Consider the following 20,320-nt stretch of genomic DNA (forward strand, 5'->3'; position numbering starts at 1 on the left):
CACGATTGTTCGATGATCGTCCTCAAAACCCATAGTGCCAGTCGTAAAACGTACTCTGTTGCGGTCTTTTCTCTTGGACTTGAACTTCGGGAAGCCGACCTTTCTACCCTTTCGTCTGCCGTGTTTAGAGCTAGACCAGTTAGATAGCGCGCGAACTAGGTCAGCTATACCAGAGGCATACGCCTCTTTGGAGTTATCTCCCCACCAGGGCGCGACCTCGTTCTTCTCCTGGTTCCACCGTTTAGGAAGTGCCTCAAGAGTCCACGGTGTCGATTTATGGTCTGAGTTCTCTTTCTTGGCATCCATATCCGACTTGACTTTGGCTAGTGCCCAGTTGTAGGCGACTCTTCTGGCTCCGAAGTGAGACCAGACAAGAGAGGCTGACTGCGGGTCTTTTGGCCACTGTACCTCAAACGAAGCCCCTGTGACCGTCCAACCAGTCGGAACCTTCTCGCCGGTATCGTCACATAACTGCAAATAGTACGCTGACTGACTCTAACTCATCTCGGTATTGCTCGAAATCTCCGGTGAGCGATATCTTCCTTGTTGGTTTACCTTCGTCAAGAAGAACTTTACACCCAGTTAGTTCGGATACTCTTTGAGCCTGTGCTTTTGTCCGCATTATCGCGATCATGAGCACACCGCATCAATAGCACGCTGAGCTTTGTTAGCAGCCGAACTGCGACCGTAGAGGCGAACACAGAGAGACGTGAGTAGCTCCGTGACATCACGCACTAAGTCATCGTCTACCTCGGCTGGATCTACCACAACCAATTTCCTGGACTGAGCCTCAAGTGCAGCCTCTATATATTCAGCTCCAAACCGACAGAAGCGGTATCTATGCTGTAGCAGAATCGTGTCTACTGTTGGGTCTTTAAGTAACGACAGAAACTTTCGCCTATGTCTGCGAAGGGCCGAACCAACTTCGGTTACTACGCGATCTATTGAGTACCCGTGCTCTGTAGCCCAGGTAAGAACTCTGGCAACCTGGCGATCTAAGTCGGGCTTCTGATCGGCAGAAGACACCCGTGCATATATGACGGCAGACTTAGATACGGACGGTTGAGACTCTAGATCTCCCACCAATATGAGTTGCCCTACTTTACGCGCAGGAACAGGCAGAGTACCGGCACGATACCACTTATATGCCGTTTGAGGATGTATACCTTGGGACAGCGCCCACTCACGCAAGTTCATTACATATCGTTATAGAACATCTTTGTGCCAACTGTTGCAACCCTGACTGTGGTCATGCTTTGGTTTTATCGTCCATAGAAATTCAACACATACCTAACTTAAGGGTTGCTAACTTGATGCTATACTTAAAGTATTGATTTACAAATTCATCATATGATAAAAGAGAGTTTCAATGAGCACACCTCTTCACCAACTTAAAGCGGAGTTCTTTAAGTCGATGGCACACCCGATGAGAATCCGTATCTTGGAGCTTCTGACCCAAGAGTCGATGACCGTTTCGGCACTCATGGCCGAGATCGGCGCTGAAGCTTCTCACTTAAGCCAACAACTAGGGGTGCTAAGGCGAGCTGGGCTCATAGTCTCAGAAAAATCAGGGTCTACAGTGACTTACTCAATAGTTCACCCAGAGGTTGGCGATCTCTTAAAAGTCGCCAGACACATCCTTACCGAGGTCCTAACCAACGCCACCTCGCTTCTAAAAGATCTTCAACAGTCATAGGCCACTTAATGAGCAACGAAGAATCGACGAAATCAGAAAGTCGTAATAAGAAAGAAAATAATCTACTTAGAGCTGTGTTGGGTAGAAAAACTACAACCCAAACCGAACCCCTACCCGACTCTGAAACCTTTATTCGCCCCGACATTAATTCAAAATCGCTGGTGTTGCGTCACGTTGACGTCGGTAGCTGTAACGGATGTGAAGTTGAACTCGGCCTCTGCTTCGCGCCAATCTACGACATAGAGAGCTATGGAATCTCTCTGACTGCATCCCCACGCCATAGCGATGGTCTGATAGTCACAGGAGTAGTTACCTCCAACATGGCAGCACCACTTATGGATGCCTATCGAGCCACACCCGCTCCCAAGGTAGTCATTGCACTCGGAGATTGCGCGATCAATTGCAACGGCCTTGGCGATGGATATGGAGTTGAGGGAGCTGTAGGTGAGTTTTTAGAGGTCGACCTTCAAATTCGAGGCTGTCCTCCCGAGCCCAAGTCGATAATCGCCGAACTCCGGCGGATCGCAAAAGCATGATATCGTCCCAAATAACCAATCCAAAAGCAGTCGAATCTGACCAAATCAAAAAAAGATTTGACCCAATGGGTCGTTTCTTTGTCATTATGATCTGCACTCTTAGCGCATTGGTTGCTATTTCTGCTACCACCATCGCCCTTTTAGCGATCACTCGACCGCCTTGGCATGGCTCAACGAACTTATTTCTAGCAATATATGGCTTAAAACTCGCAACAGATCCTCTCTCTGGGGTCTTTCTCTTGATCTCAGGCTCCCTTGGGGTAATGGTCATACCCCACCTCTATGGTTACTTGCGAAGAAATCATCTTCCAACAACAACCGTCATAGCAATACCGATCTTCATCTTCACTATGGCTCTCGTTCCGCTCGCCAACTCTACTCCTACCTTCTTTTTTTTCTGGGAGTTGATGGCTCTAGCCTCAGTACCCCTAGTCGCCGCCCACCCCAATGATCAAAGCGGTCGACGCGCTACCTTTGTCTATCTGGCAATGACACAACTGGGAGCGATGGCGATTCTTGTCGCTTTGGCAATTATCTCCGCATCGCACCCAGGAACCCCATTAGCTGGCCTTTCGGCCCTAAGTAGCCGCGACTCGAACACTCTTAGATCCCTGGCCTTTCTGTTAGCCTTAATTGGCTTTGGCTCCAAGGCTGGTATTGTACCATTTCATATTTGGCTCCCAAAGGCACATCCCCAAGCGCCTGGACCAGCTTCAGCCCTAATGAGCGGTGCAATGGTGAGCCTTGGAATCTACGGCATAATTAGGTTTTGTATCCTCTCTTTGGGGACCGGGGCTAAGTGGTGGGCGATAACCTTGATCGTATTTGGATCAATTACTGCCATCTATGGAATCCTTCAGGCCTCAGTTAATAAGGATCTAAAGGTGCTTCTTGCCTATTCAACGGCTGAAAACATGGGGTTAGCCCTCATAGCGATAGGGCTATTTCAACTCTTTAGGATCCTTCACCTACCCAATTTGGCCGCCGAAGCACTTGGGGCTGGCGTATTGATCCTTGTTGCCCATGGCCTATTCAAGGGACTAGCTTTTTTAGTAGCCGGCTCGATTCAAAGCGAAATCGGTATAACCGACCTCGATCAACTTGGTGGACTCGCCAAAATAATGCCGGTATCAACGGTTGGCTTTGGAATAGCGGCCCTCTCGGCTTCTGGTCTCCCATTTGGAAGTGCCTTCATTGGAGAGTGGCTCCTGCTTCAAACAATTATTCATCTTCCAAGAGATATTGGCTCCCTGGTCCTCATCGGTCCTATTGCTCTTGGTGTAGTAGCACTTACCGCTGGATTGAGCGTGCTAACTATGGTCAAAGCATTTGGAATTGGATTTTTAGGTACGCCAAGATCCAAGAGAGCAGGCGAAGCCCACGAATCATCTACGACCATGTCGACCTCAATAATCGCCCTTATGATCGCCAACCTTGGTCTCGCATTTGATCCGGGTGTGATAAATTTTGTCATCCTTCATCTGAGCGAATCAATCAGCGGGGTTTATCCCAGAATCGCCCTTGGATCTCGCATCTCTATTACCACCACTTCGTCTGCGATCTTTCCTAGCATAGGTGCGGCTCTATTTATAGTGGGTGCAATTGCGATCTATCTAATCCGACGCTTCACCGCTTCGAAGAGACCACAGCCACTAGATGAGATTCGTTGGGGCTGTGGAGCCAAAGAATTGACCCCTAAGATGCAATATACCGCAACCTCATTTGCTGAACCCCTAGAGCGGATCTTCTCGGACATCTTGGTTCCTCGTCGAGATATCGAGACCGACGCCTTTGATTCACTTGATCTAATCGTAAAACGAATAGATCTCCGAGAGTCTCCTCATGACGCTATCGAGACCGCCCTCTGGAATCGATTGGCCAGAGCTCTAGATCTTGTCGCTAGTCAATTCCGACGCTTTCACAATGGATCGCTCATTCGGTATTTAATGCTCGGTGGATTGGGATTTGCCGTAGTAATGGTGGTGACACATTGAGTTATCTTTCCCTCATCCTTCAGATCACGCTAATCGTAGTGATCTCGCCACTAATTGGCCAACTCATGATCAAGATCAAATCTAAAGCCGAAGGAAGAAGAGGACCTTCCTTGCTTCAAGGTGTTCGAGAACTTGGCAAACTCCTCAAAAAGGGAGAGATCAACCCGATTGGAACTGGGAGCGCCTTCGCGCTAGCACCGGCGATCTATTTAGTATCCACCCTGGTTTTATCTGCCATAATTCCGCTAATTGCCCTCAAACTTCCGGGCTCATCTAACTACGACCTCTTCTGGGTGGTAGGAATCCTACTGATTGGAACAATTGCCCTCGGCCTTGGCGGACTCGATACCGCCACAGCCTTTGGAGGAATGGGAGCCAGTCGTGAACTTATGGTGGCCGCACTTATAGAGCCAAGCATACTTATGGCCATCTATGCGCTTTCAATTCGGGCAAACTCATCCAATATCTTCAAGATCGTGCATGCAACCCTCTCAAATCCGCAACAGATCGCCTCGCCACAGAGTGCCTTAGCGCTAATTGGCCTTGTTATCGTCGTCGTTGCCGAGGCTGGCAGGATACCAATAGACAATCCATCGACACATCTAGAGCTCACCATGATCCACGAAGCGATGGTACTAGAGGTAAATGGACCAAAATTGGCAATGGTAAAACTGGCCTCTTCCATGAGGTTGGTTATCCTGATTGGCCTTGTGGTAAACCTATTTTTTCCAATTGGCATCTCATATTCAACCTCCTCTGTCGGATCGATCATCTTGGGGATCGTAGCACTTGTCATAAAGGTCTCCCTTTTGGCTGGTCTGTTGGCATTTGTGGAGGTATTCTTAGCCAAGTTACGCCTCTTTAGGGTTCCGGAGCTTCTAGCTGGATCCTTTGTCTTTGGCTTTCTAGCCGTCACTGCATCATATTTTCTACCGGTCATCAAGGCTTAGGAGTTCTAGATATGTCTGTGGGATCCTTTACCAGCCTCTTTTACTTTGACATTGGCGCCTTTTTATTTTTCACCATGGCCATTGCCTGGAGAAAAAGTCTCTTTGGGCAAGTCCGACTCTTACGCGCGAATGCAATTGCGCTCTTTTTGTTGGGGCTACTCAGTGGTATCTATGCCAAGGACGCTGCGCTAATTGGCCTTTCTATTGTGATATTGCTAGTGCGAGCATATGGAATTCCCACCATAATCGCAAGGGCAATTCCTCATTCAGGCGACCAATGGGAGTCGACTCGCGTTGTAAATACGACTGCTTCAATCTTGATTGTGGCAGCAATAACTGCATTTGCATACATATTGACAGAGCCGTTGGTGGCTCTAAATCCGACCAAACGGATCGCAAGCCTTCCTGTTGGAGTCTCCGCACTGCTAATAGCCGTCTTTCTCATTGTAACTAGAAGGCGCATCGCAACTCAATTGATCGCCTTTGCCCTCTTTGACAACGCAATTTCGGCCTGTGCCTTCGTCCTAACCGAAGGAGTTCCATTGGTAGTTGAATCTGGCGCGCTATTAGACGTTCTTCTTTTGATCTTTGTCCTGGTCGCCCTGGCATCCAATATGAGGAGTCAGACACAGAGTATGGATATTGCAGAACTAAGGGAGTTGCACGAATGAACGCATCCGATCTACTTGGTTTAATCGTGCTTCTACCGATCCTTGTATCGGTGGCACTCTATTTCTTTGGGTGGAACGGTGCCACCCAAAAAATGGAAGTTGTTAGCGTCCTGGCGATAGGAGTCGCCTCAGTGGTTATATACCTTGACTCACGCCACGGAAAACTCCTACAATTTCATAACCTTCTTTCTGGAGATGCTCTAACAGCTATCTTGCTGGGGCTTACCTGCGTTGTCTCGACGATGGCAATCCTTGCCAGTCGTGAATATCTCGAGCGCCATCCCGGTGATCAAACCAAACTCGTTCAAAGCAACAAGGGCTACGCCATGGCAATGCAGATCTTTATTGCAGCGATGACGCTAGCTGTCGTATCGGACAATCTGGGACTTACATGGGTAGGAATTGAAGCCACCACCATATCTACAGCATTCCTAGTTGCACACAAAGCCACCACCAAAGCTTCAGAGGCCGCCTGGAAGTATGTAATCATCTGCTCTTTTGGAATAACAATCGCCTTTTTTGGAACCGTTATCTTATATTTCTCAGCGATCAACTCCGGAATGAGTCCAGCCAACGCCTTAGTCATTCACGACTTGGTAAAAAATGCCTCACACATGAGAAACAATGCGACCACTTTGGGCCTTGGACTACTGCTCATTGGATACGCCACCAAAGTTGGTCTCTTTCCATTTCATACTTGGTTAGCCGACGCTCACTCCCAAGCGCCAGCGCCTGTTTCTGCACTCATGAGTGGTGTCTTGCTTAGCGTTGCCGGCGGAGTCCTACTTCGCATCTCAGAGATCAGTCGCCTCAGCATCGGCCACAAAGTCTTTAGCGACGTTCTTATGACGATGGGAGTAGCCACCATAGTCATAGCGGCGATGTTGCTTGTGCGCCAAAAGGACTACAAACGCCTATATGCCTATTCGTCACTGGAAAACATGGGCCTTATAGCAGTTGGAATTGCAGTTGGAAGCAAGATCGCTATCTATGGACTTATAATCCAAATCGTTGGCCATGGTATCTCCAAAGGAATCGTCTTTATTACAACCGGCCACATCTATGACGAGTTAGGTGATACCTCTATCGATTCGCTTCGAAGCCTATCGCATCGAAGTCCAATCCTTGCCACCTTCGCGATCATTGGAACAGTTGGAATCTTGGGATTTCCTCCCTTTCTTCTCTTTGGAGGAGAGACCTCGATTGCCTTTGGGTTGATTCGATCCCACGACATAATCGCATTGATAATCGTCGCTGGCGCACTTTTGATAGCTGCTATCTCGATCTATCGCCATGGTATCGCCATGCTCTTTGGCCCAGTTGGCCCAGGTCAAGATACAAGGCCATTTTCAATTAAAACAAGAGCGACTCTAATGCTCTTTGGAGCAAGCCTTCTATCGCTTCTTTTAGGAATCGATGGCCCAAATGTAACCACCATTGCGCGCGCTGGAGCCAATGCCATTGGAGTGAGCTTGTGACGAATTCTATAAATCAGCAGCTTCATCAAATCACTAGCGGAATCTCGGTAATTAGAAGCAGCGAAGCCACCGACTCCGATAGTCTTTTGGGTCGAGTCGCCTTTTATCTCAATGAGGGCTATCGCCTTAGCCTTGTTTGTGCTAAGCCACTTCCTCAAACTATTCTTGTTACCTATTGTCTGGTGGGGAAAAACCCCGATCGACGCCATGAGATCCAATTAGAGGTAAAAAGAGAGCGACCCGAACTACCAAGTCTGGCCAAAATCAGCTTTTCGGCATCCCGATTTGAACGTGAGATGGCCGACCTTTACGGGATTATTCCGCTGAATCATCCTCTACCAAAGAGGCTTGTACGCCATGGCCATTGGCCAGAAGAATGGTACCCCATGATCTCGAGCCAAGAAAAACCCAAGTTCGAATCAGATCGCCAAGTTGGCTACCCCTTCCAAGAGGTAGCCGGAAGTGGAATCTATGAAATTCCAGTTGGTCCTATCCATGCTGGAATGATCGAACCGGGCCACTTCCGTTTCTTCGCATTAGGTGAGACTGTCATACGCCTTAGAATCCGCCTCTGGTTTCTCCATAAGGGGCTAGAAAAACTATTTGTAGGCAAGACTCCAGCTGAAGCGATAACTCTCGCTGAAAAGATTTCAGGTGATACGTCATTTGGCCATAGCCTAGCTATGACAATGGCGATCGAAGATGCCCTTGGAATCACAGTACCGACCCGAGTTGCAAGTGCCAGAGCGATCCTTCTGGAGGCTGAAAGAATCTACAACCACATAGGAGATATCGGAGCACTCGCCAACGACGTAGGGTTTTCTTGGGGAAATGCAATAGCGCTAGATCTCAAAGAGGAGATGATGCGCCTCAATTCGTCTCTAACCCAAAGTCGCCTACTTCGAGGAACCCTTGGAGTAGGGACAGTTAAGATCTCCGATCACCTCGATCTGATTGGAATCGATCGAATTGCCTCAAAATTTGAAGAGCTGATCGAGATACTCACCAACCATTCAATGGTAAGAGATAGGTTCCATGGAACCGCAATCTTGGGCGTGGCCCAAGCAAAAGAGATGGGCTGTCTTGGGGTTGTGGCCCGAGCGAGCGGCATAGAGGTAGATGCCCGAATCGACCATCCCTTTATGACAATTGGACCTACGGCATCAACCCTAGAAACCGGAGACGTAAATAGTCGGTTCCTGCAAAGGGTGAATGAGATAAGGGCATCGGTCTCTTACATTAGAGAGCTCGCCCGCTTTCTAAGGGTTGAAGAACCCATCGCACAAGTGTCAACGCCTCCTAGGGAAAGCGGCTTTTCTCTCGTCGAAGGTTGGAGAGGCACTATTGCTCATCGAGTCGAGATCAAAGACGGTATTATAACCAATGCTAAGATAGTCGATCCCTCGTGGTTCAATTGGCCCAGCCTTCCAATTGCCATGACCAACACTATCGTACCCGACTTTCCCCTGGTAAATAAGAGTTTCAATCTTTCATATTCAGGAAATGATCTCTAAGAACACAAAACTCCCTCAAACAATTGGGCTCTTAGTTGCAAATTACTCTATGGCCAGATCAAATTTCCACAACTGATATTGCAGTTAGGTATTAATCTAAAGCGAGCGCAAGACTCTCTTTAGGACCTTACCTTGAGAATCTGTGGGTAAGAGATCGACGATACGAATCGACTTGGGTACTTTGAATGACGCAAGTCGTTCTCTAGCAAAGGCCGAAATCTCATCGACTTCACATACAACGTTATCTCGCAAGACGACAAAGGCTGTTATCGCCTCTGACCAATAGGGATCAGGAACACCCACCACTGCCACTCTCTCAACACCATGGTGTTGAGAGATAACGCGTTCAACCTCAACTGATGAGACATTAAAGCCTCCGGTTTTAATTACGTCCTTCAAGCGATCGACAAAAAACAGATTTCCCGACGAGTCGATTCTCATCACATCTCCTGTGTGAAGCCAACCATCGCCAAACAACTTCTCGCTTCGATCAATGTCATTGAAATAACCACTTGTAATCCCTGGACTTCGAGCGATAGCTTCACCGACATTGGTATCGTTTCCATCTGGGTCGACAATCCGAATCTCAAGTGCGGGCATCGCTCGTCCAATCCAAGAAGGATCTCTATCTGGAATCTCTTCCATGGTATGAAACCACCCCGAAGTCCCTACTTGAGCCAATTCAGATTGACTCCAATAGGTGCCCCATAGAATCTTCGGATGGACCGCCGACCAGGCATCTAGCATTGCTTTGGGAACCAAACCGCCATAAGTTATCGCTCTGGCCAAGGTGGAGACCGTTGCATTTGTAAAATTCAAACTCTTTGACATAGCAAGATAAAAAGTTGGAGTTTGGGCCATTATCGTTATCTTCTCGGACAGAATCAGGGCAATTGCCCTATCGGGATCGATAGTTGCTGGCAAAACTACAGTTGCTCCCACTTGGGTTAAAGTAGTCATGGTTCCAATTCCCGCCATTGTAAAGAAGGGCATTACGAACAACCACCGATCATCACGCGTCAAAGATAGGTCGATGCTCCACGAGGGAATAGTGGCAATCAGATAATTTCGATTTGAAAGCATCACCCCTTTAGGTTTTGCCTCGGTACCACTGGTGAGAACGATCATGGCTATATCATCTTCGCCTGCCTCTCGATTAGGGACAAATGGAGCCATCGTATCAAAATGCGATAGATCGACCAACTTTTGTGTTCGCTTTAGCTTGCCTTTATAGTCCCCATCTCTATCAGCGATGACCACCAATTCAATAGAGTGTGCATCTTTGATCACACCTTCGTACTTCTCCAAAAACACGCGATCAACAAAGAGAACACGAGGCCTCAGTGAGGCAAAATGATCCTCAATATCCAAAGGGGTCAACAGTGGATTTACTCCAGATAATGGCATACCTACCTTCAGTGCGCCATACCAAAGAGCAACATAGTCCAAAGAGTTCTTAGCAATTGCACAGATTCGATCTCCGATTTCCATTCCAGCTTGGCTCAGTGCACTTGCCACCTTGTCGGAATAGTTATCGAGTTCCAAATAGGTCATAACACTCCTATTTGAATTCAAATCGTAAGAAACCACCGCCTGGCGATCGCCAAAGTGCAAGGCATTGCGCCTTAACTGATCGGCGAGGCTCGCGCGCGTCATTGTATCCTTATAACGACTCACTGTGACTCCACCTTTGATCTAGTTAGAACAGACAAAGTCCATCCTTGGAAAAAATTAATTAAAATTTGTCAATCTTTTAGCTGCCTCGACGATCGAAGTCAACTTTGACCCCGGAGGAAATGCGTCAACACCAAGGGCTTCTAAGGTCCTCTTAGCAGATGGAGTAATGATTCCTCCAACTATAACTGGTGGTGGCGACTCCAACTTAGCGATCTCATCGACCAGCGACAATACCAAATCCAGACGTCCACCGACATTTAACCCCACCAGGTCAGGGTCCTCCTGGATAACTGCACTCATTATCTCGTCCCTAGTGGCCATACCTAAAAGCACAATCTCAAAACCCGCTTCTCGCAGGGCGTGTTCGACGATGGTGATTCCTCTCCAATGGCCATCTAAACTCGTCTTTGCCATCACGACTCTAGGCGAATAAGGAGGTGGTTGGTTAAAAGTCAAATGGAACCTCCCAGCTTCCAAACGAACTTCTAAAGACCGCGCCAATCTCACCTAAGGATACTTCAGCCTCTGTTGCGGCCATCATTGCCGGCATTATATTCGAAGAGGACACACATGCCTCTTCGAGCCCTACAAGGGCGTCCCTAAGTACCTTTTGATCTCTTGTTGCTCGCAAGTCAACGAGTCGTTCCATCGCATTGTCAAAGGCGTCTCGCGGGGCTTCAAAGGCCTCAATCTCATATGGAGAGACGTCATCCATAAAGCAGTTAACTCCGACCTTTGCCACACGGTTGGTCTCAATGTCATATGCGGCCTCATTTGATCCTGCTACTGCCCTCCTGTATAACCACCCTGACTCTAGAGTGGCGATATAACCACCCTGGGCTACAATCTCATCGAAGACTCCAAACCCTTCCTCAACAAGTTGGCCAGTGAGGCTCTCAATTAAATATGACCCACCAAGTGGGTCAACGACTGAAGTCAAATTTGATTCGTTTTGAAGGATCTGCTGAATTCGAAGCGACATCTGGTGCGCATGCTCACTTGGAATTGTGATGGCTTCATCGTAACCAGAGACCCCTAAAGATTGAGCACCCCCCAAGACCGCGGCCAGAGCCATCAAAGTGCCTCGAACGATATTGTTTAGGGGTTGTTGATAGGTCATAGCTGATCCAGCTGTGACTACATGAATTCTAAGTTGGCGAGCACGCTCGTCGTCGACTCCGTAGCGCTCTTTGAGCATCCTCGACCACATAACCCTTGCCGCTCGAAGCTTTGCGATATCTTCAAAGATATCCATCGACGTTCGAAGGTTGATGCCACCGATAGACCTTGCGACTTGGGCAACTTCAATATTGCCCCTCTCCACAATTCCATCCAAGTACTCTTTGGCATTCGCCATGAGCAACCCTAGCTCTTCTTTGGCATTTAGCCCGGAATCCGCCCCGTTGTAGGCGGCTATCGAAACGGGAACCCATCGGGGAAGATTTCGGTGACAAAACTCAATTAGATCAAGATTCAACCTCAAACCATCGCGTGGAGGAATCTGCTCCTTGGCGATACACCCCAAATATGTCAAATTGAAGTCAGATTGACCGGTGCCCGCCAGACGCTTTAGATCAATACCACGACTAGCCGCCACATTCCAGTAGCATGCATTCGCGAACGGGCCGTGCTGTACGACTGCCCCACCGGCGTGCGCGTAGGTATTTTCAATATCTATTCCATCAAGAATCGTCGCAAAGTCACGAATCGACAAAATAACTGCCCCAGTTAGCCCCACATCACCACTGCGCGCCAACACCTCGGGATTATCTACGTCATATAGATGATCCGCAGTCATCCTGTCGTGCTCCATCAAAAAGCCACTCTCACCGTGGCTCAGTAAAAACTTAATCCTCTCGGACTCGTCGATTGGATTCCCAAAGCCAGAAAGTTGAAAGATCCTCCACGGCTTTGTGCGATACATCTTTGGGTATGCGCCACGAAGATATGGGGGCTCGCCTGGCGAAGTCGAAAGAAGCTCTCGATGACCCTCTGGAATATCTCCATAACCATATATGGGTTTAAGCTCTATTCCACTCGTCGTTCTTCTGATCTCGTCGGCCATTCATTGGCTCCTAATCACGACTAAGACTTCTACCATCAAAGCCATCGACACGAACCATATCCGAGACCTCCATCCTGGTCAACTTAGTTGGAAAGGGGTTCAGTGGCCATCCAACGGCTATTGTCGCGGCCGTTATAAAGCCATCGGGAACATTCAATAACTCCTTTACTTGGGGCTCTGAGATACACAGCAGGGTCGTTAGAGCAGTTCCTAGCCCTTCGGCACGAGCAGCCAATAGGAAATTCTGAACTATTGGATATATGGAACCTCCACCAACGACGCTTATGCGTCCAAGTCCAGCATCAGTTGGATGCAGTCCATCCACCTCGGCACAGACCACTACTAGCGCTGGAACTTCTTCTAAGTGCTCTGCAAAATAGTCTGCGGCTTGAACGGTCTTATCCAGAGCACCAGCACGCACTTCCCCGCTCCCAATGCCAGCTAAATAGGCTCGCCACGGGCCGATATACCAATCTTTGAGTGCTTGTCTTTTCTGCTTATCCCGCACCACTATGAACCGTACCGGTTGGCGATTTCCACCTTGTGGGCCAAATCGTGCTGAGTCGAAGGCCCTGAACAAGACGTCGTCTGGCACCTCTCGATCTTGAAAATATCTACAAGTACCTTGTGTACGCATCGCCTCTACAAGATCCATCTTCGCCTCCAAAAATCTTACCGATGTGGCAAATGTTACCAAACGCCCCATTGGTAAAAGAGAAATTATTCAACTTTCAAAACTAATTACCAGGTGGATAAATTAACATGGTCAATAAACCATCTCCCTGGAAATGGCTAACTAATAATCACATAAAAAGTATTTTCGCTATCGCAGTCGCCAAATTAGCTGATCTTTACGTACGCTTACCCGTAGCATTGAAATTCGCACAAGGCGAAAACTTGCTTGCGAGCTCATATTGCACTCTCGATAATCGTTATCAGACCGGTTGGTCGTGATGCCTTGATGGAAGTGATACTAGGCAACCTCAACCAAAAGACGCGGCCGCAAGCCCCATCTGTAACGGTGCGGAAGTTCACAACTCTATTTAGAAAACTTTATCAAAATAGAAATCTACCGAAGCGCGAGGTTATTCCATCGATGTTTCAATACTTTAAGTACTTTATTAGTCTTATTTTCATCAAACGATAGCGCACCATTGACTAGTTCAACCAAAATTAGCTCAGTTGCGGCGATAAGTTTGTCTAGAATTTTGGTCGCCACAACTGTGCTTAATCCAACTGTGCTTAATCCAATAGTCGAGCCGAATGCTAGGATCATGCGCCTTGATAGTTCGGTTGTAGACCCAGCTAGTCTTAGCGCCATGGAATTCTCACCATAGAACACCCTAGAACAGAGTGGAGACAAGGTCGTATGCGAGAGAAAGCGACCATAGGCCACTAAGCGACTTTACAACTGAGATATTTTTGGCGTGAACATCTCCATTTCCAGTGAGCCAAGCAAAACAAATCTGGCAAAATAGATCGAGTGCTACTACCACCTCTGCGCTGCAAACTGACGCTATCGCCGCTGCAACTTCTTCGTAACTTAGTCGGTACTTATCGCCTGGCCAACGACCCAAAAGTTGACAAGCATTCCGCTGGCGGCATAAACGCAGCAAACATATGCGTGCGTTACTACAAGCATGCACGTGCTAGAATAGCGGCATGAGGACGACAGTAGAATTCGATAAGGACACCGCCCAGGCCATCGAGGCCCTGCGGCGCGAACAACACCTTGGCATGTCCGAGGCGGTGAACGAACTGATTCGCCGAGGCCTGGTTGCCCAGGTCATACATCCCCTGTTCCGCCAGCGCACAGCACCGCTCTCGGTAAGCGTCGACGTCTCGAGCGTCGCGGACGCCCTCGAAATCCTCGATGGCGTGGCGACCCGCTGATGCTAGTTGACGCCAACGTCCTGATCTATGCCGTCGACGAACGGTCGCGAGCTCATAGCGCCGCTCGGAATTGGCTCGAAGAAGCACTCAACGGCTCGCGCCGAATCGGGCTGCCCTGGCAGTCGCTGCTGGCCTTCGTTCGCATCGTCACCCATCCGCGAGCCCTGCCCGTCCCACTCACTCCAGTTGATGCGTGGTCATTCGTCGCCGACTGGCTCGACGCCCCCGCCGCGTGGGTGCCCGATCCGGGACGCGGGTACCGAGACATCCTTACACGGCTAGTGATCGATCTCGACCTGCGAGGCAACCTGGTCAGCGACGCCGCGCTCGCCGCGCTCGCCATCGAGCACGGCCTGGCTGTCATCAGCGCTGACTCCGATTTCGCGCGCTTCCCCGAACTTATCTGGCTCAATCCGCTCAACTCCTAATACGCTGCGGCGGTGGGCATGTGGGGCACCTGCGGAGATATTTCCTATTGACTTTGGTGACCAAATTGGCCGAGAACGAAAAGGCCTCAACCCCTGAGTAGCCATACCGGTAAACCCAGCGAAAGCCAAGCCGGAATGGTTATTATTCGTTCCAATTTCACGGCGTCGCCAAAATCTACCCTCGCTGGCGGAACTGGAGCCAGGCACTTCGGCGACTGAATCTTAGGATGTCTCCCTGGAATGCGCTGGAAGCGATTTGGTACCCACGCTGGAAGAGAGAGCCGGATGCGGTAGAAGTCGCAAGTCTGGTTCGGAGGGCGGACCAGAGAAACCCACCGACGGAAACGTTGGCAGGGCGCTCTGGTTCGACCCTACCAAAACAAAGCCTGTTGTAGGCTCCCCCGTCCTTGTTGATCCTAGCGATATTTGTAAGGCACTCGTTGGTTTAAAGGGAGTGAGAATTCTCTACTACTGCAGAAATGGCCCTATGGCTGAGATTGCAATTGAACAAGTTGTCTCAAAAGTGACCTGTCCGCTTTGTCTCAATCCGGCACAGGTAAAGGAACGACCCTTTGTCACCTGTATCGATCTTCCTTTTGGGGGTACCCCTACGAGGATCAAGTGGAAGAAACATCGGATGACTTGTAATCAATCTTCATGCGAGAAGAGAAGTTGGACGCTTGGTGATCACCGTATTGCAGCTTCACATAGTTTACTTACAACTAGAGCTGCCAAGTGGGCGACAAAGCTGGTGGGTATGGGCCGATGTGTATCTGAGCTAGCAAAAGAACTCAACTGTGACTGGGGCGTAATAAATCGAGCAGTAACCATCTACAGTAGAGCTCTACTAGAAGCTGATAAGAAGCGAATTGGAAAAACAAGGGCTCTTGGCTTTGACGAGACCCTCTTTGTGAGAACTGGTAAATATCGCACGCAGAACTGGTGCACAACTATTTGTGATGTCGCGGAAACCGACAGCTGATCGATATCGTCGAATCAAGGAGCTTTACCGAAGTAGCAAAATGGGTAAATGAACGTCCAACTCACTTTAGGGAAAGAATTGCCTATGGCACTTTAGACATGTCAAATTCCTATGCTGCTGTCTTTAGTGTTACCTTACCAAAAGCAACCCAAGTGGTAGATAGATTTCACGTCATCAAGCTTGCCACTAGTGCACTAGATGGAGTACGCAGACGGCTGCAGCTAGAGAGAACTGGTCACAGAGGTAGAAAAGATGATCCTTTGTATGGATCTCGCAAGCTCCTTGTGATGAAGGGGAAGAACTTAGACGAAAAGACCACCAAGCGTCTAGAAACGCTTCTTGAATTGGGAGATCCAAACGCTGAGGTTGCGCTTGCCTACAGAGTAAAAGAAGCATTATCTGACTTTTATGAGTGTAGGGATATTCACCAGGCACAAAAATACTTAGAAGAGATTGTCGATCGCATATCACTTGTGGCTATGCCACTAGAGCTTCGCAGACTTGGAAAGACTCTCAAATATTGGTTTAAAAAGATCATGGCCTTTCACGAAGAACGAATGACCAATGGTCCTACCGAAGGACTCAACAACTTGATCAAAAGAGTAAAGCGTGTAGCTTTTGGCTTTACCAACTTCGAAAATTACCGCATAAGAGCACTACTCTATGGCGGAAAGCCCAACTGGAGAGTACTTGATTCCATCGTGGTGAAATAACTAAGCCACCAATACCCACTTTCATTTACCAAAGACAACAAACAACAAGATGATCATCATGTTAGTAATGCCCTTTGTTTTGGCGTATCTGAGTTGACTAAATAGTTCCATACGGTCTCATCCACAGCGCAACTATCGATACGTATCGGATAAAGAAGATCACTTAGGGCTAGATAAAGAGTCTTACCGCGTTGAAATCGAGTACCCCACCCCGGCAGAAACGCAAGAGCCGCTTTCATGGTCTGTCGCCCGGTCTAAATAACTGGGGTCACGAGCTTCTACACATTTCATTAAATGTTTTTAAAGACCCAAAGTTCTTATCGTCCAGGCGTCACTTATCCGTTGGGGGAAGGTTGGAGAACCACATGATGGTTGGGAGAGCCAAATAACACATGGACCCCGCTAAAAGCTGAAGGGCCAATATATCTCATAGGGATACCTGGTGGAGATGAGGGGACTCGAACCCCTGACCCCCTGCGTGCAAAGCAGGTGCTCTTCCAGCTGAGCTACATCCCCAGATTTTCAACAAGAATAAATCTAATTAACCTATCCCTGTTGTTCTTGATTATCTCAAGAGTGACCATCTAGATATCAAAATATATCTAGTGGGGCTAGCTGGACTCGAACCAGCGACCTCAGCATTATCAGTGCTGCGCTCTAACCAACTGAGCTATAGCCCCAAAAAAGTCACATGAACAACTTAGCAGGTAAATGACTACTTGCTGTCGTCCATGATGCTAATACCTATACCGTTGCCTATTTCAGAGGACAGGTTATAGAGTACCCCGCCGACAAAAGTTACAACCGTAGAGATCAAAACCCATACCGCGCCAAAGCTTAGTTGGATAACCATAACCTGTGACAGTGAAACACTGTAATTAGTTGTGCCGAACAACTGATCAACCAGGTGATTCAATTTAATAATATATCCGCCTGATGCCATTACCGACCAGATAACGAGCGTTGCCAAACTTCCAACAATAACTAGACCCAGGTAAAAAAAGAAGGAGACCTTCAAAAGGGAGACTAATGATATTTGCTTAATTTTTATCCGCTGCGTCGGCTTGGGTTGCCGACGCTGCTTTTGCTCTCGCGCGATTATCTGGGGCCGCGCAGGCCGTTGACGTGTAGCTCTTTCAGTTACCATCTCTTTAGGATGTTACCTTTCATACTCTTGGCGCCTCGGTGTTATGTCGGCACTTATCCGCCGTCTTATTCGGACTCTATCGGTACCACAGGTGTAACCGAACTTACAAACTGAGTCGAATCTAGTTCGATTATCTTAACACCCGTCGCGTCTCTACCCTGATCAGCAATTGAAGATACCGTAGTTCGAATTGTCGTACCTCCAGATGCTACTACAATCACCTCATCGTTAGCAGATGTAGCAAAAGCTGCAACAAGCTCTCCTCGGGCATGTGTCAATCGAATTGCACGGACACCTTGACCACCTCTGGTCTGAACGCTAAATCTCGCCACCTTTGTCCTCTTGGCAAAACCGGCTCCTGTAACCATTAAAACTTCAGATCGAGTACCGGTTTCAATCGCTGCCACTACAGTATCATCAATTCGAAGACGAATGGCTCTCACCCCAGATGCACTTCTGCCCACTGGCCTCACATCCGATTCGGCAAACCTTATTCCCATGCCGTGTTTCGTCAAGACCAATATGTCACTATCGGGCGCTACCACCAAGACCTTTACCAATTCATCACCATCACGTAGTGCCAAAGCGATCAGACCTTCACGGCGTGACTTATCGTATTCAGCTAACCTAGTCTTTTTGACTAAGCCCATCCTGGTAAAGAAGACCAGGAATGAATCTGGATAATATGTTTGGGTATCCAAAACAGTTGCAACAGATTCATCAGCATCTAAAGCAAGCAAGTTGACAAGTGCCATCCCTCGAGCTGTTCTCTCCCGCACACCAAGTTCATGGGTCTTAATTCGATAGACCTTACCTTTGTTGGTAAAGAAGAGAAGATAGCTATGCGAATTGGTATGAAGAACCTCAGAGACAACATCTTCGTCTTTGACCTTGGCTCCTTGAACGCCCTTTCCGCCACGGGCCTGGGTTCTAAATGAGTCAGAACTCATGGCTTTGATATAGCCACTCTTGGTTAAGATTACAACCCGCGGTTCATCTTCGATAAGATCCTCGTCACTAAAGTCACCTGGATCTGTCACAATTTGGGTACGCCTTGGATTCTTAAATTCATCCCGAACAGAGATCAGTTCGGACTTTACAACCCCATTTACGGCTTCGTCATCGGCTAAAAGACTCTCTAAAAAGGCAATTGTTTCTCTAAGGGCCAAGATCTCATTTTCAAGTTCAGTGCGACCAAGTCTTGTTAGACGCCCAAGTGTCATATCTAGGATGTGGTTAGCTTGAATTTCACTAAAAAGAAAGGGCTCGCCCATAAGTCCGCTTCGAGCACTTTGTCGATCGTCTGAAGCCCGAATAAGTGTAATAACTGCATCTAGTTGATCGATACATCGAAGTAAACCTTCAACGATATGCGCCCTAGCCCTAGCTTTAGCGAGTCGAAACTCACTTCGTCGCCTAACTACCTCAATTTGATGATCTATGTAGGCTCGTAAAGCTTGAACAAGATTCAAGGTTCTTGGAACACCATCCACGATCGCTAGCAAGTTGACGCTAAATCGCGACTCCATTGGAGTCAACTTGAAGAGATTATTTAAGACGACATTGGGATTGGCATCTCTTTTTAGGTCGATAACCAGACGGTTGACTCTTCCCGCTGAGTCGTTTTGTACCTCTCGAATTCCTTCGAGTTCACGGTTGTTAGCGAGTTCCGCTACCTTGCGTTCGATCTGCTCTACCGATGTTTGGTATGGAATTTGAGTTACTACTATGCGATGGCCGCCGGTGCGAGTCTCCTCGATCTCTGCGAGTGCCCGCATCTTGATTGAACCCCTACCTGTTCGATAAGCATCAATTATTCCTGCGCGTCCCAGAATCTGAGCACCAGTTGGGAAATCTGGCCCTTTAACGAAGGTCATCAAATTGTCTGGCGTAGCCTCTGGATTATCAATCAGGTAGATCGTTGCGTCAACAACCTCCTCAAGGTTATGAGGAGGAATATTGGTGGCCATTCCAACCGCGATACCCTGAGAACCATTGACCAGTAAGTTAGGAAAACGAGCAGGCAAAACAGAGGGCTCTTGCTCGGAACCATCGTAGTTCGGAATGAAATCTACAGTATCTTCATCGATTCCAGACATCAGCTGAAGAGCTAGCGGAGTCAGTCGGCACTCGGTATATCGAGCTGCTGCTGCACCAGTATCTGGATCTGGCGATCCAAAGTTACCATGACCATCGATCAACGGATGGCGTAGCGAAAAATCCTGCGCCATTCGAACCAATGCTTCGTAGATAGCCGAGTCACCATGAGGGTGAAACTTACCCATCACGTCGCCAACTACCTTGGAGCACTTTACATGAGGTCTATCGGGACGTAGCCCCTCTGCAAACATCGAATAAAGAATACGACGATGGACGGGCTTTAAACCGTCTCTAGCATCTGGAAGGGCTCGCGATACAATTACCGACATCGAATATTCTAAGAAAGATCTTTCCATCTCTTCTTGAATCTCAATCGGCTCCACCGAGCCGATTATTCCGCCATCTGAATCTGACGTTGAAGGACTCAACTGATAGCTCCTAACTACAACGACTAAAAACCTAAGGGATCATTTACC

21 protein-coding genes, 2 tRNA genes and 1 pseudogene are annotated in these 20,320 nt (G+C 48.2%); 11 read left to right on the forward strand and 13 right to left on the reverse strand.

Annotated elements, in window-relative coordinates; translation table 11 throughout:
- Both AXFE_RS09380 and AXFE_RS09385 read right to left on the reverse strand, forming a co-directional pair.
- Window positions 1-477: pseudogene (locus AXFE_RS09380) on the reverse strand (IS607 family element RNA-guided endonuclease TnpB); the annotation flags it as partial.
- Window positions 478-630: 153 nt separating this feature from the next.
- Window positions 631-1,197 (reverse strand): IS607 family transposase, encoded by a 567-nt coding sequence (locus tag AXFE_RS09385; RefSeq protein ID WP_052605611.1) that lies wholly within the window; start codon window positions 1,195-1,197, stop codon window positions 631-633.
- A 172-nt stretch (window positions 1,198-1,369) separates the two neighbouring features.
- On the opposite strand from AXFE_RS09385, the gene AXFE_RS09390 reads away from it, so the two are divergent.
- The 7 genes from AXFE_RS09390 (at window position 1,370) to AXFE_RS09420 (ending at window position 8,839) form a co-directional block, all read left to right on the forward strand.
- Window positions 1,370-1,696 carry an ArsR/SmtB family transcription factor gene (locus AXFE_RS09390; RefSeq protein WP_052605612.1) on the forward strand — a complete coding sequence of 109 codons (327 nt, stop codon included), beginning with the start codon at window positions 1,370-1,372 and terminating at the stop codon, window positions 1,694-1,696.
- Window positions 1,697-1,704: 8 nt separating this feature from the next.
- Complete coding sequence (locus AXFE_RS09395) at window positions 1,705-2,232, forward strand: NADH-quinone oxidoreductase subunit B family protein (RefSeq protein ID WP_082058630.1); 528 nt, start codon at window positions 1,705-1,707, stop codon at window positions 2,230-2,232.
- A 65-nt stretch (window positions 2,233-2,297) separates the two neighbouring features.
- Window positions 2,298-4,226: a proton-conducting transporter transmembrane domain-containing protein gene (locus AXFE_RS09400; RefSeq protein ID WP_160291805.1), complete on the forward strand. Its 1,929-nt coding sequence runs from the start codon at window positions 2,298-2,300 to the stop codon at window positions 4,224-4,226.
- On the forward strand, window positions 4,223-5,176 hold the full coding sequence (locus AXFE_RS09405) for a respiratory chain complex I subunit 1 family protein (protein WP_052605614.1): 954 nt from the start codon (window positions 4,223-4,225) through the stop codon (window positions 5,174-5,176). The genes AXFE_RS09400 and AXFE_RS09405 overlap by 4 nt, the downstream gene beginning before the upstream one ends.
- An 11-nt stretch (window positions 5,177-5,187) precedes the next feature.
- Window positions 5,188-5,847, forward strand: coding sequence for a hypothetical protein (locus AXFE_RS09410; RefSeq protein ID WP_052605615.1), 660 nt, complete (start codon window positions 5,188-5,190; stop codon window positions 5,845-5,847).
- Window positions 5,844-7,325 (forward strand): proton-conducting transporter transmembrane domain-containing protein, encoded by a 1,482-nt coding sequence (locus AXFE_RS09415; RefSeq protein WP_052605616.1) that lies wholly within the window; start codon window positions 5,844-5,846, stop codon window positions 7,323-7,325. Before AXFE_RS09410 ends, AXFE_RS09415 begins: the two co-directional genes overlap by 4 nt.
- Window positions 7,322-8,839: a hydrogenase large subunit gene (locus tag AXFE_RS09420; protein WP_200891247.1), complete on the forward strand. Its 1,518-nt coding sequence runs from the start codon at window positions 7,322-7,324 to the stop codon at window positions 8,837-8,839. Before AXFE_RS09415 ends, AXFE_RS09420 begins: the two co-directional genes overlap by 4 nt.
- Window positions 8,840-8,935: 96 nt before the next feature.
- Here AXFE_RS09420 and AXFE_RS09425 read toward each other — a convergent pair whose 3' ends face one another.
- From AXFE_RS09425 to AXFE_RS09450, 6 genes are all read right to left on the reverse strand, one after another.
- Window positions 8,936-10,516: a class I adenylate-forming enzyme family protein gene (locus AXFE_RS09425; protein ID WP_152625997.1), complete on the reverse strand. Its 1,581-nt coding sequence runs from the start codon at window positions 10,514-10,516 to the stop codon at window positions 8,936-8,938.
- 54 nt (window positions 10,517-10,570) lie between these two features.
- Complete coding sequence (locus tag AXFE_RS09430) at window positions 10,571-10,972, reverse strand: cobalamin B12-binding domain-containing protein (RefSeq protein WP_200891248.1); 402 nt, start codon at window positions 10,970-10,972, stop codon at window positions 10,571-10,573.
- Window positions 10,962-12,581 (reverse strand): acyl-CoA mutase large subunit family protein, encoded by a 1,620-nt coding sequence (locus AXFE_RS09435; protein ID WP_052605619.1) that lies wholly within the window; start codon window positions 12,579-12,581, stop codon window positions 10,962-10,964. Before AXFE_RS09435 ends, AXFE_RS09430 begins: the two co-directional genes overlap by 11 nt.
- A gap of 10 nt (window positions 12,582-12,591) precedes the next feature.
- Window positions 12,592-13,236: a nitroreductase family protein gene (locus AXFE_RS09440; RefSeq protein ID WP_052605644.1), complete on the reverse strand. Its 645-nt coding sequence runs from the start codon at window positions 13,234-13,236 to the stop codon at window positions 12,592-12,594.
- 414 nt (window positions 13,237-13,650) lie between these two features.
- A complete protein-coding gene (locus AXFE_RS09445; RefSeq protein ID WP_052605620.1) occupies window positions 13,651-13,902 on the reverse strand; it encodes a hypothetical protein in 252 nt (83 codons plus the stop codon).
- Window positions 13,903-13,924: 22 nt separating this feature from the next.
- Window positions 13,925-14,227, reverse strand: coding sequence for a HipA domain-containing protein (locus AXFE_RS09450; RefSeq protein WP_082058632.1), 303 nt, complete (start codon window positions 14,225-14,227; stop codon window positions 13,925-13,927).
- 16 nt (window positions 14,228-14,243) lie between these two features.
- Here AXFE_RS09450 and AXFE_RS09455 point away from each other — a divergent pair, with 16 nt between their 5' ends.
- From AXFE_RS09455 to AXFE_RS09470, 4 genes are all read left to right on the forward strand, one after another.
- A complete protein-coding gene (locus AXFE_RS09455) occupies window positions 14,244-14,474 on the forward strand; it encodes a ribbon-helix-helix domain-containing protein (RefSeq protein WP_052605622.1) in 231 nt (76 codons plus the stop codon).
- Window positions 14,474-14,902 (forward strand): TA system VapC family ribonuclease toxin, encoded by a 429-nt coding sequence (locus AXFE_RS18475; RefSeq protein WP_082058633.1) that lies wholly within the window; start codon window positions 14,474-14,476, stop codon window positions 14,900-14,902. Before AXFE_RS09455 ends, AXFE_RS18475 begins: the two co-directional genes overlap by 1 nt.
- Window positions 14,903-15,158: 256 nt before the next feature.
- Window positions 15,159-15,884, forward strand: a complete 726-nt coding sequence (locus tag AXFE_RS09465; protein ID WP_052605624.1) for a hypothetical protein — start codon at window positions 15,159-15,161, stop codon at window positions 15,882-15,884.
- A gap of 5 nt (window positions 15,885-15,889) precedes the next feature.
- Window positions 15,890-16,597 (forward strand): ISL3 family transposase, encoded by a 708-nt coding sequence (locus AXFE_RS09470; protein WP_235347733.1) that lies wholly within the window; start codon window positions 15,890-15,892, stop codon window positions 16,595-16,597.
- Between the two features lie 56 nt (window positions 16,598-16,653).
- On the opposite strand, the gene AXFE_RS19330 is transcribed toward AXFE_RS09470, so the two are convergent.
- The 5 genes from AXFE_RS19330 to gyrA all read right to left on the reverse strand — a co-directional run bounded on the left by AXFE_RS19330 (window position 16,654) and on the right by gyrA (window position 20,272).
- Window positions 16,654-16,836 (reverse strand): hypothetical protein, encoded by a 183-nt coding sequence (locus AXFE_RS19330; protein WP_152625998.1) that lies wholly within the window; start codon window positions 16,834-16,836, stop codon window positions 16,654-16,656.
- A 201-nt stretch (window positions 16,837-17,037) separates the two neighbouring features.
- Window positions 17,038-17,113, reverse strand: a tRNA-Ala gene (locus AXFE_RS09475).
- 90 nt (window positions 17,114-17,203) lie between these two features.
- A tRNA-Ile gene (locus tag AXFE_RS09480) sits at window positions 17,204-17,277 on the reverse strand.
- Between the two features lie 35 nt (window positions 17,278-17,312).
- Window positions 17,313-17,744 carry a DUF3566 domain-containing protein gene (locus AXFE_RS09485; RefSeq protein ID WP_052605626.1) on the reverse strand — a complete coding sequence of 144 codons (432 nt, stop codon included), beginning with the start codon at window positions 17,742-17,744 and terminating at the stop codon, window positions 17,313-17,315.
- 65 nt (window positions 17,745-17,809) lie between these two features.
- Window positions 17,810-20,272: a DNA gyrase subunit A gene (gyrA, locus tag AXFE_RS09490; RefSeq protein WP_235347729.1), complete on the reverse strand. Its 2,463-nt coding sequence runs from the start codon at window positions 20,270-20,272 to the stop codon at window positions 17,810-17,812.
- Window positions 20,273-20,320: the final 48 nt, after the last annotated feature.

Origin of the sequence: Acidithrix ferrooxidans (genome assembly GCF_000949295.1) — a bacterium.
In the GTDB taxonomy this organism is placed as follows: Bacteria; Actinomycetota; Acidimicrobiia; order Acidimicrobiales; family Acidimicrobiaceae; genus Acidithrix; species Acidithrix ferrooxidans.

What these genes read in the sequence shown, in the direction of transcription:
- AXFE_RS09385 (WP_052605611.1), bottom strand. Translation starts at nt 1,197, where the DNA reads ATGAACTTGCGTGAGTGGGCGCTGTCCCAAGGTATACATCCTCAAACG.
- AXFE_RS09390 (WP_052605612.1), top strand. Translation starts at nt 1,370, where the DNA reads ATGAGCACACCTCTTCACCAACTTAAAGCGGAGTTCTTTAAGTCGATG.
- AXFE_RS09395 (WP_082058630.1), top strand. Translation starts at nt 1,705, where the DNA reads ATGAGCAACGAAGAATCGACGAAATCAGAAAGTCGTAATAAGAAAGAA.
- AXFE_RS09400 (WP_160291805.1), top strand. Translation starts at nt 2,298, where the DNA reads ATGGGTCGTTTCTTTGTCATTATGATCTGCACTCTTAGCGCATTGGTT.
- AXFE_RS09410 (WP_052605615.1), top strand. Translation starts at nt 5,188, where the DNA reads ATGTCTGTGGGATCCTTTACCAGCCTCTTTTACTTTGACATTGGCGCC.
- AXFE_RS09415 (WP_052605616.1), top strand. Translation starts at nt 5,844, where the DNA reads ATGAACGCATCCGATCTACTTGGTTTAATCGTGCTTCTACCGATCCTT.
- AXFE_RS09435 (WP_052605619.1), bottom strand. Translation starts at nt 12,581, where the DNA reads ATGGCCGACGAGATCAGAAGAACGACGAGTGGAATAGAGCTTAAACCC.
- AXFE_RS09440 (WP_052605644.1), bottom strand. Translation starts at nt 13,236, where the DNA reads ATGGATCTTGTAGAGGCGATGCGTACACAAGGTACTTGTAGATATTTT.
- AXFE_RS09445 (WP_052605620.1), bottom strand. Translation starts at nt 13,902, where the DNA reads ATGGCGCTAAGACTAGCTGGGTCTACAACCGAACTATCAAGGCGCATG.
- AXFE_RS09455 (WP_052605622.1), top strand. Translation starts at nt 14,244, where the DNA reads ATGAGGACGACAGTAGAATTCGATAAGGACACCGCCCAGGCCATCGAG.
- AXFE_RS18475 (WP_082058633.1), top strand. Translation starts at nt 14,474, where the DNA reads ATGCTAGTTGACGCCAACGTCCTGATCTATGCCGTCGACGAACGGTCG.
- AXFE_RS19330 (WP_152625998.1), bottom strand. Translation starts at nt 16,836, where the DNA reads ATGAAAGCGGCTCTTGCGTTTCTGCCGGGGTGGGGTACTCGATTTCAA.
- AXFE_RS09485 (WP_052605626.1), bottom strand. Translation starts at nt 17,744, where the DNA reads ATGGTAACTGAAAGAGCTACACGTCAACGGCCTGCGCGGCCCCAGATA.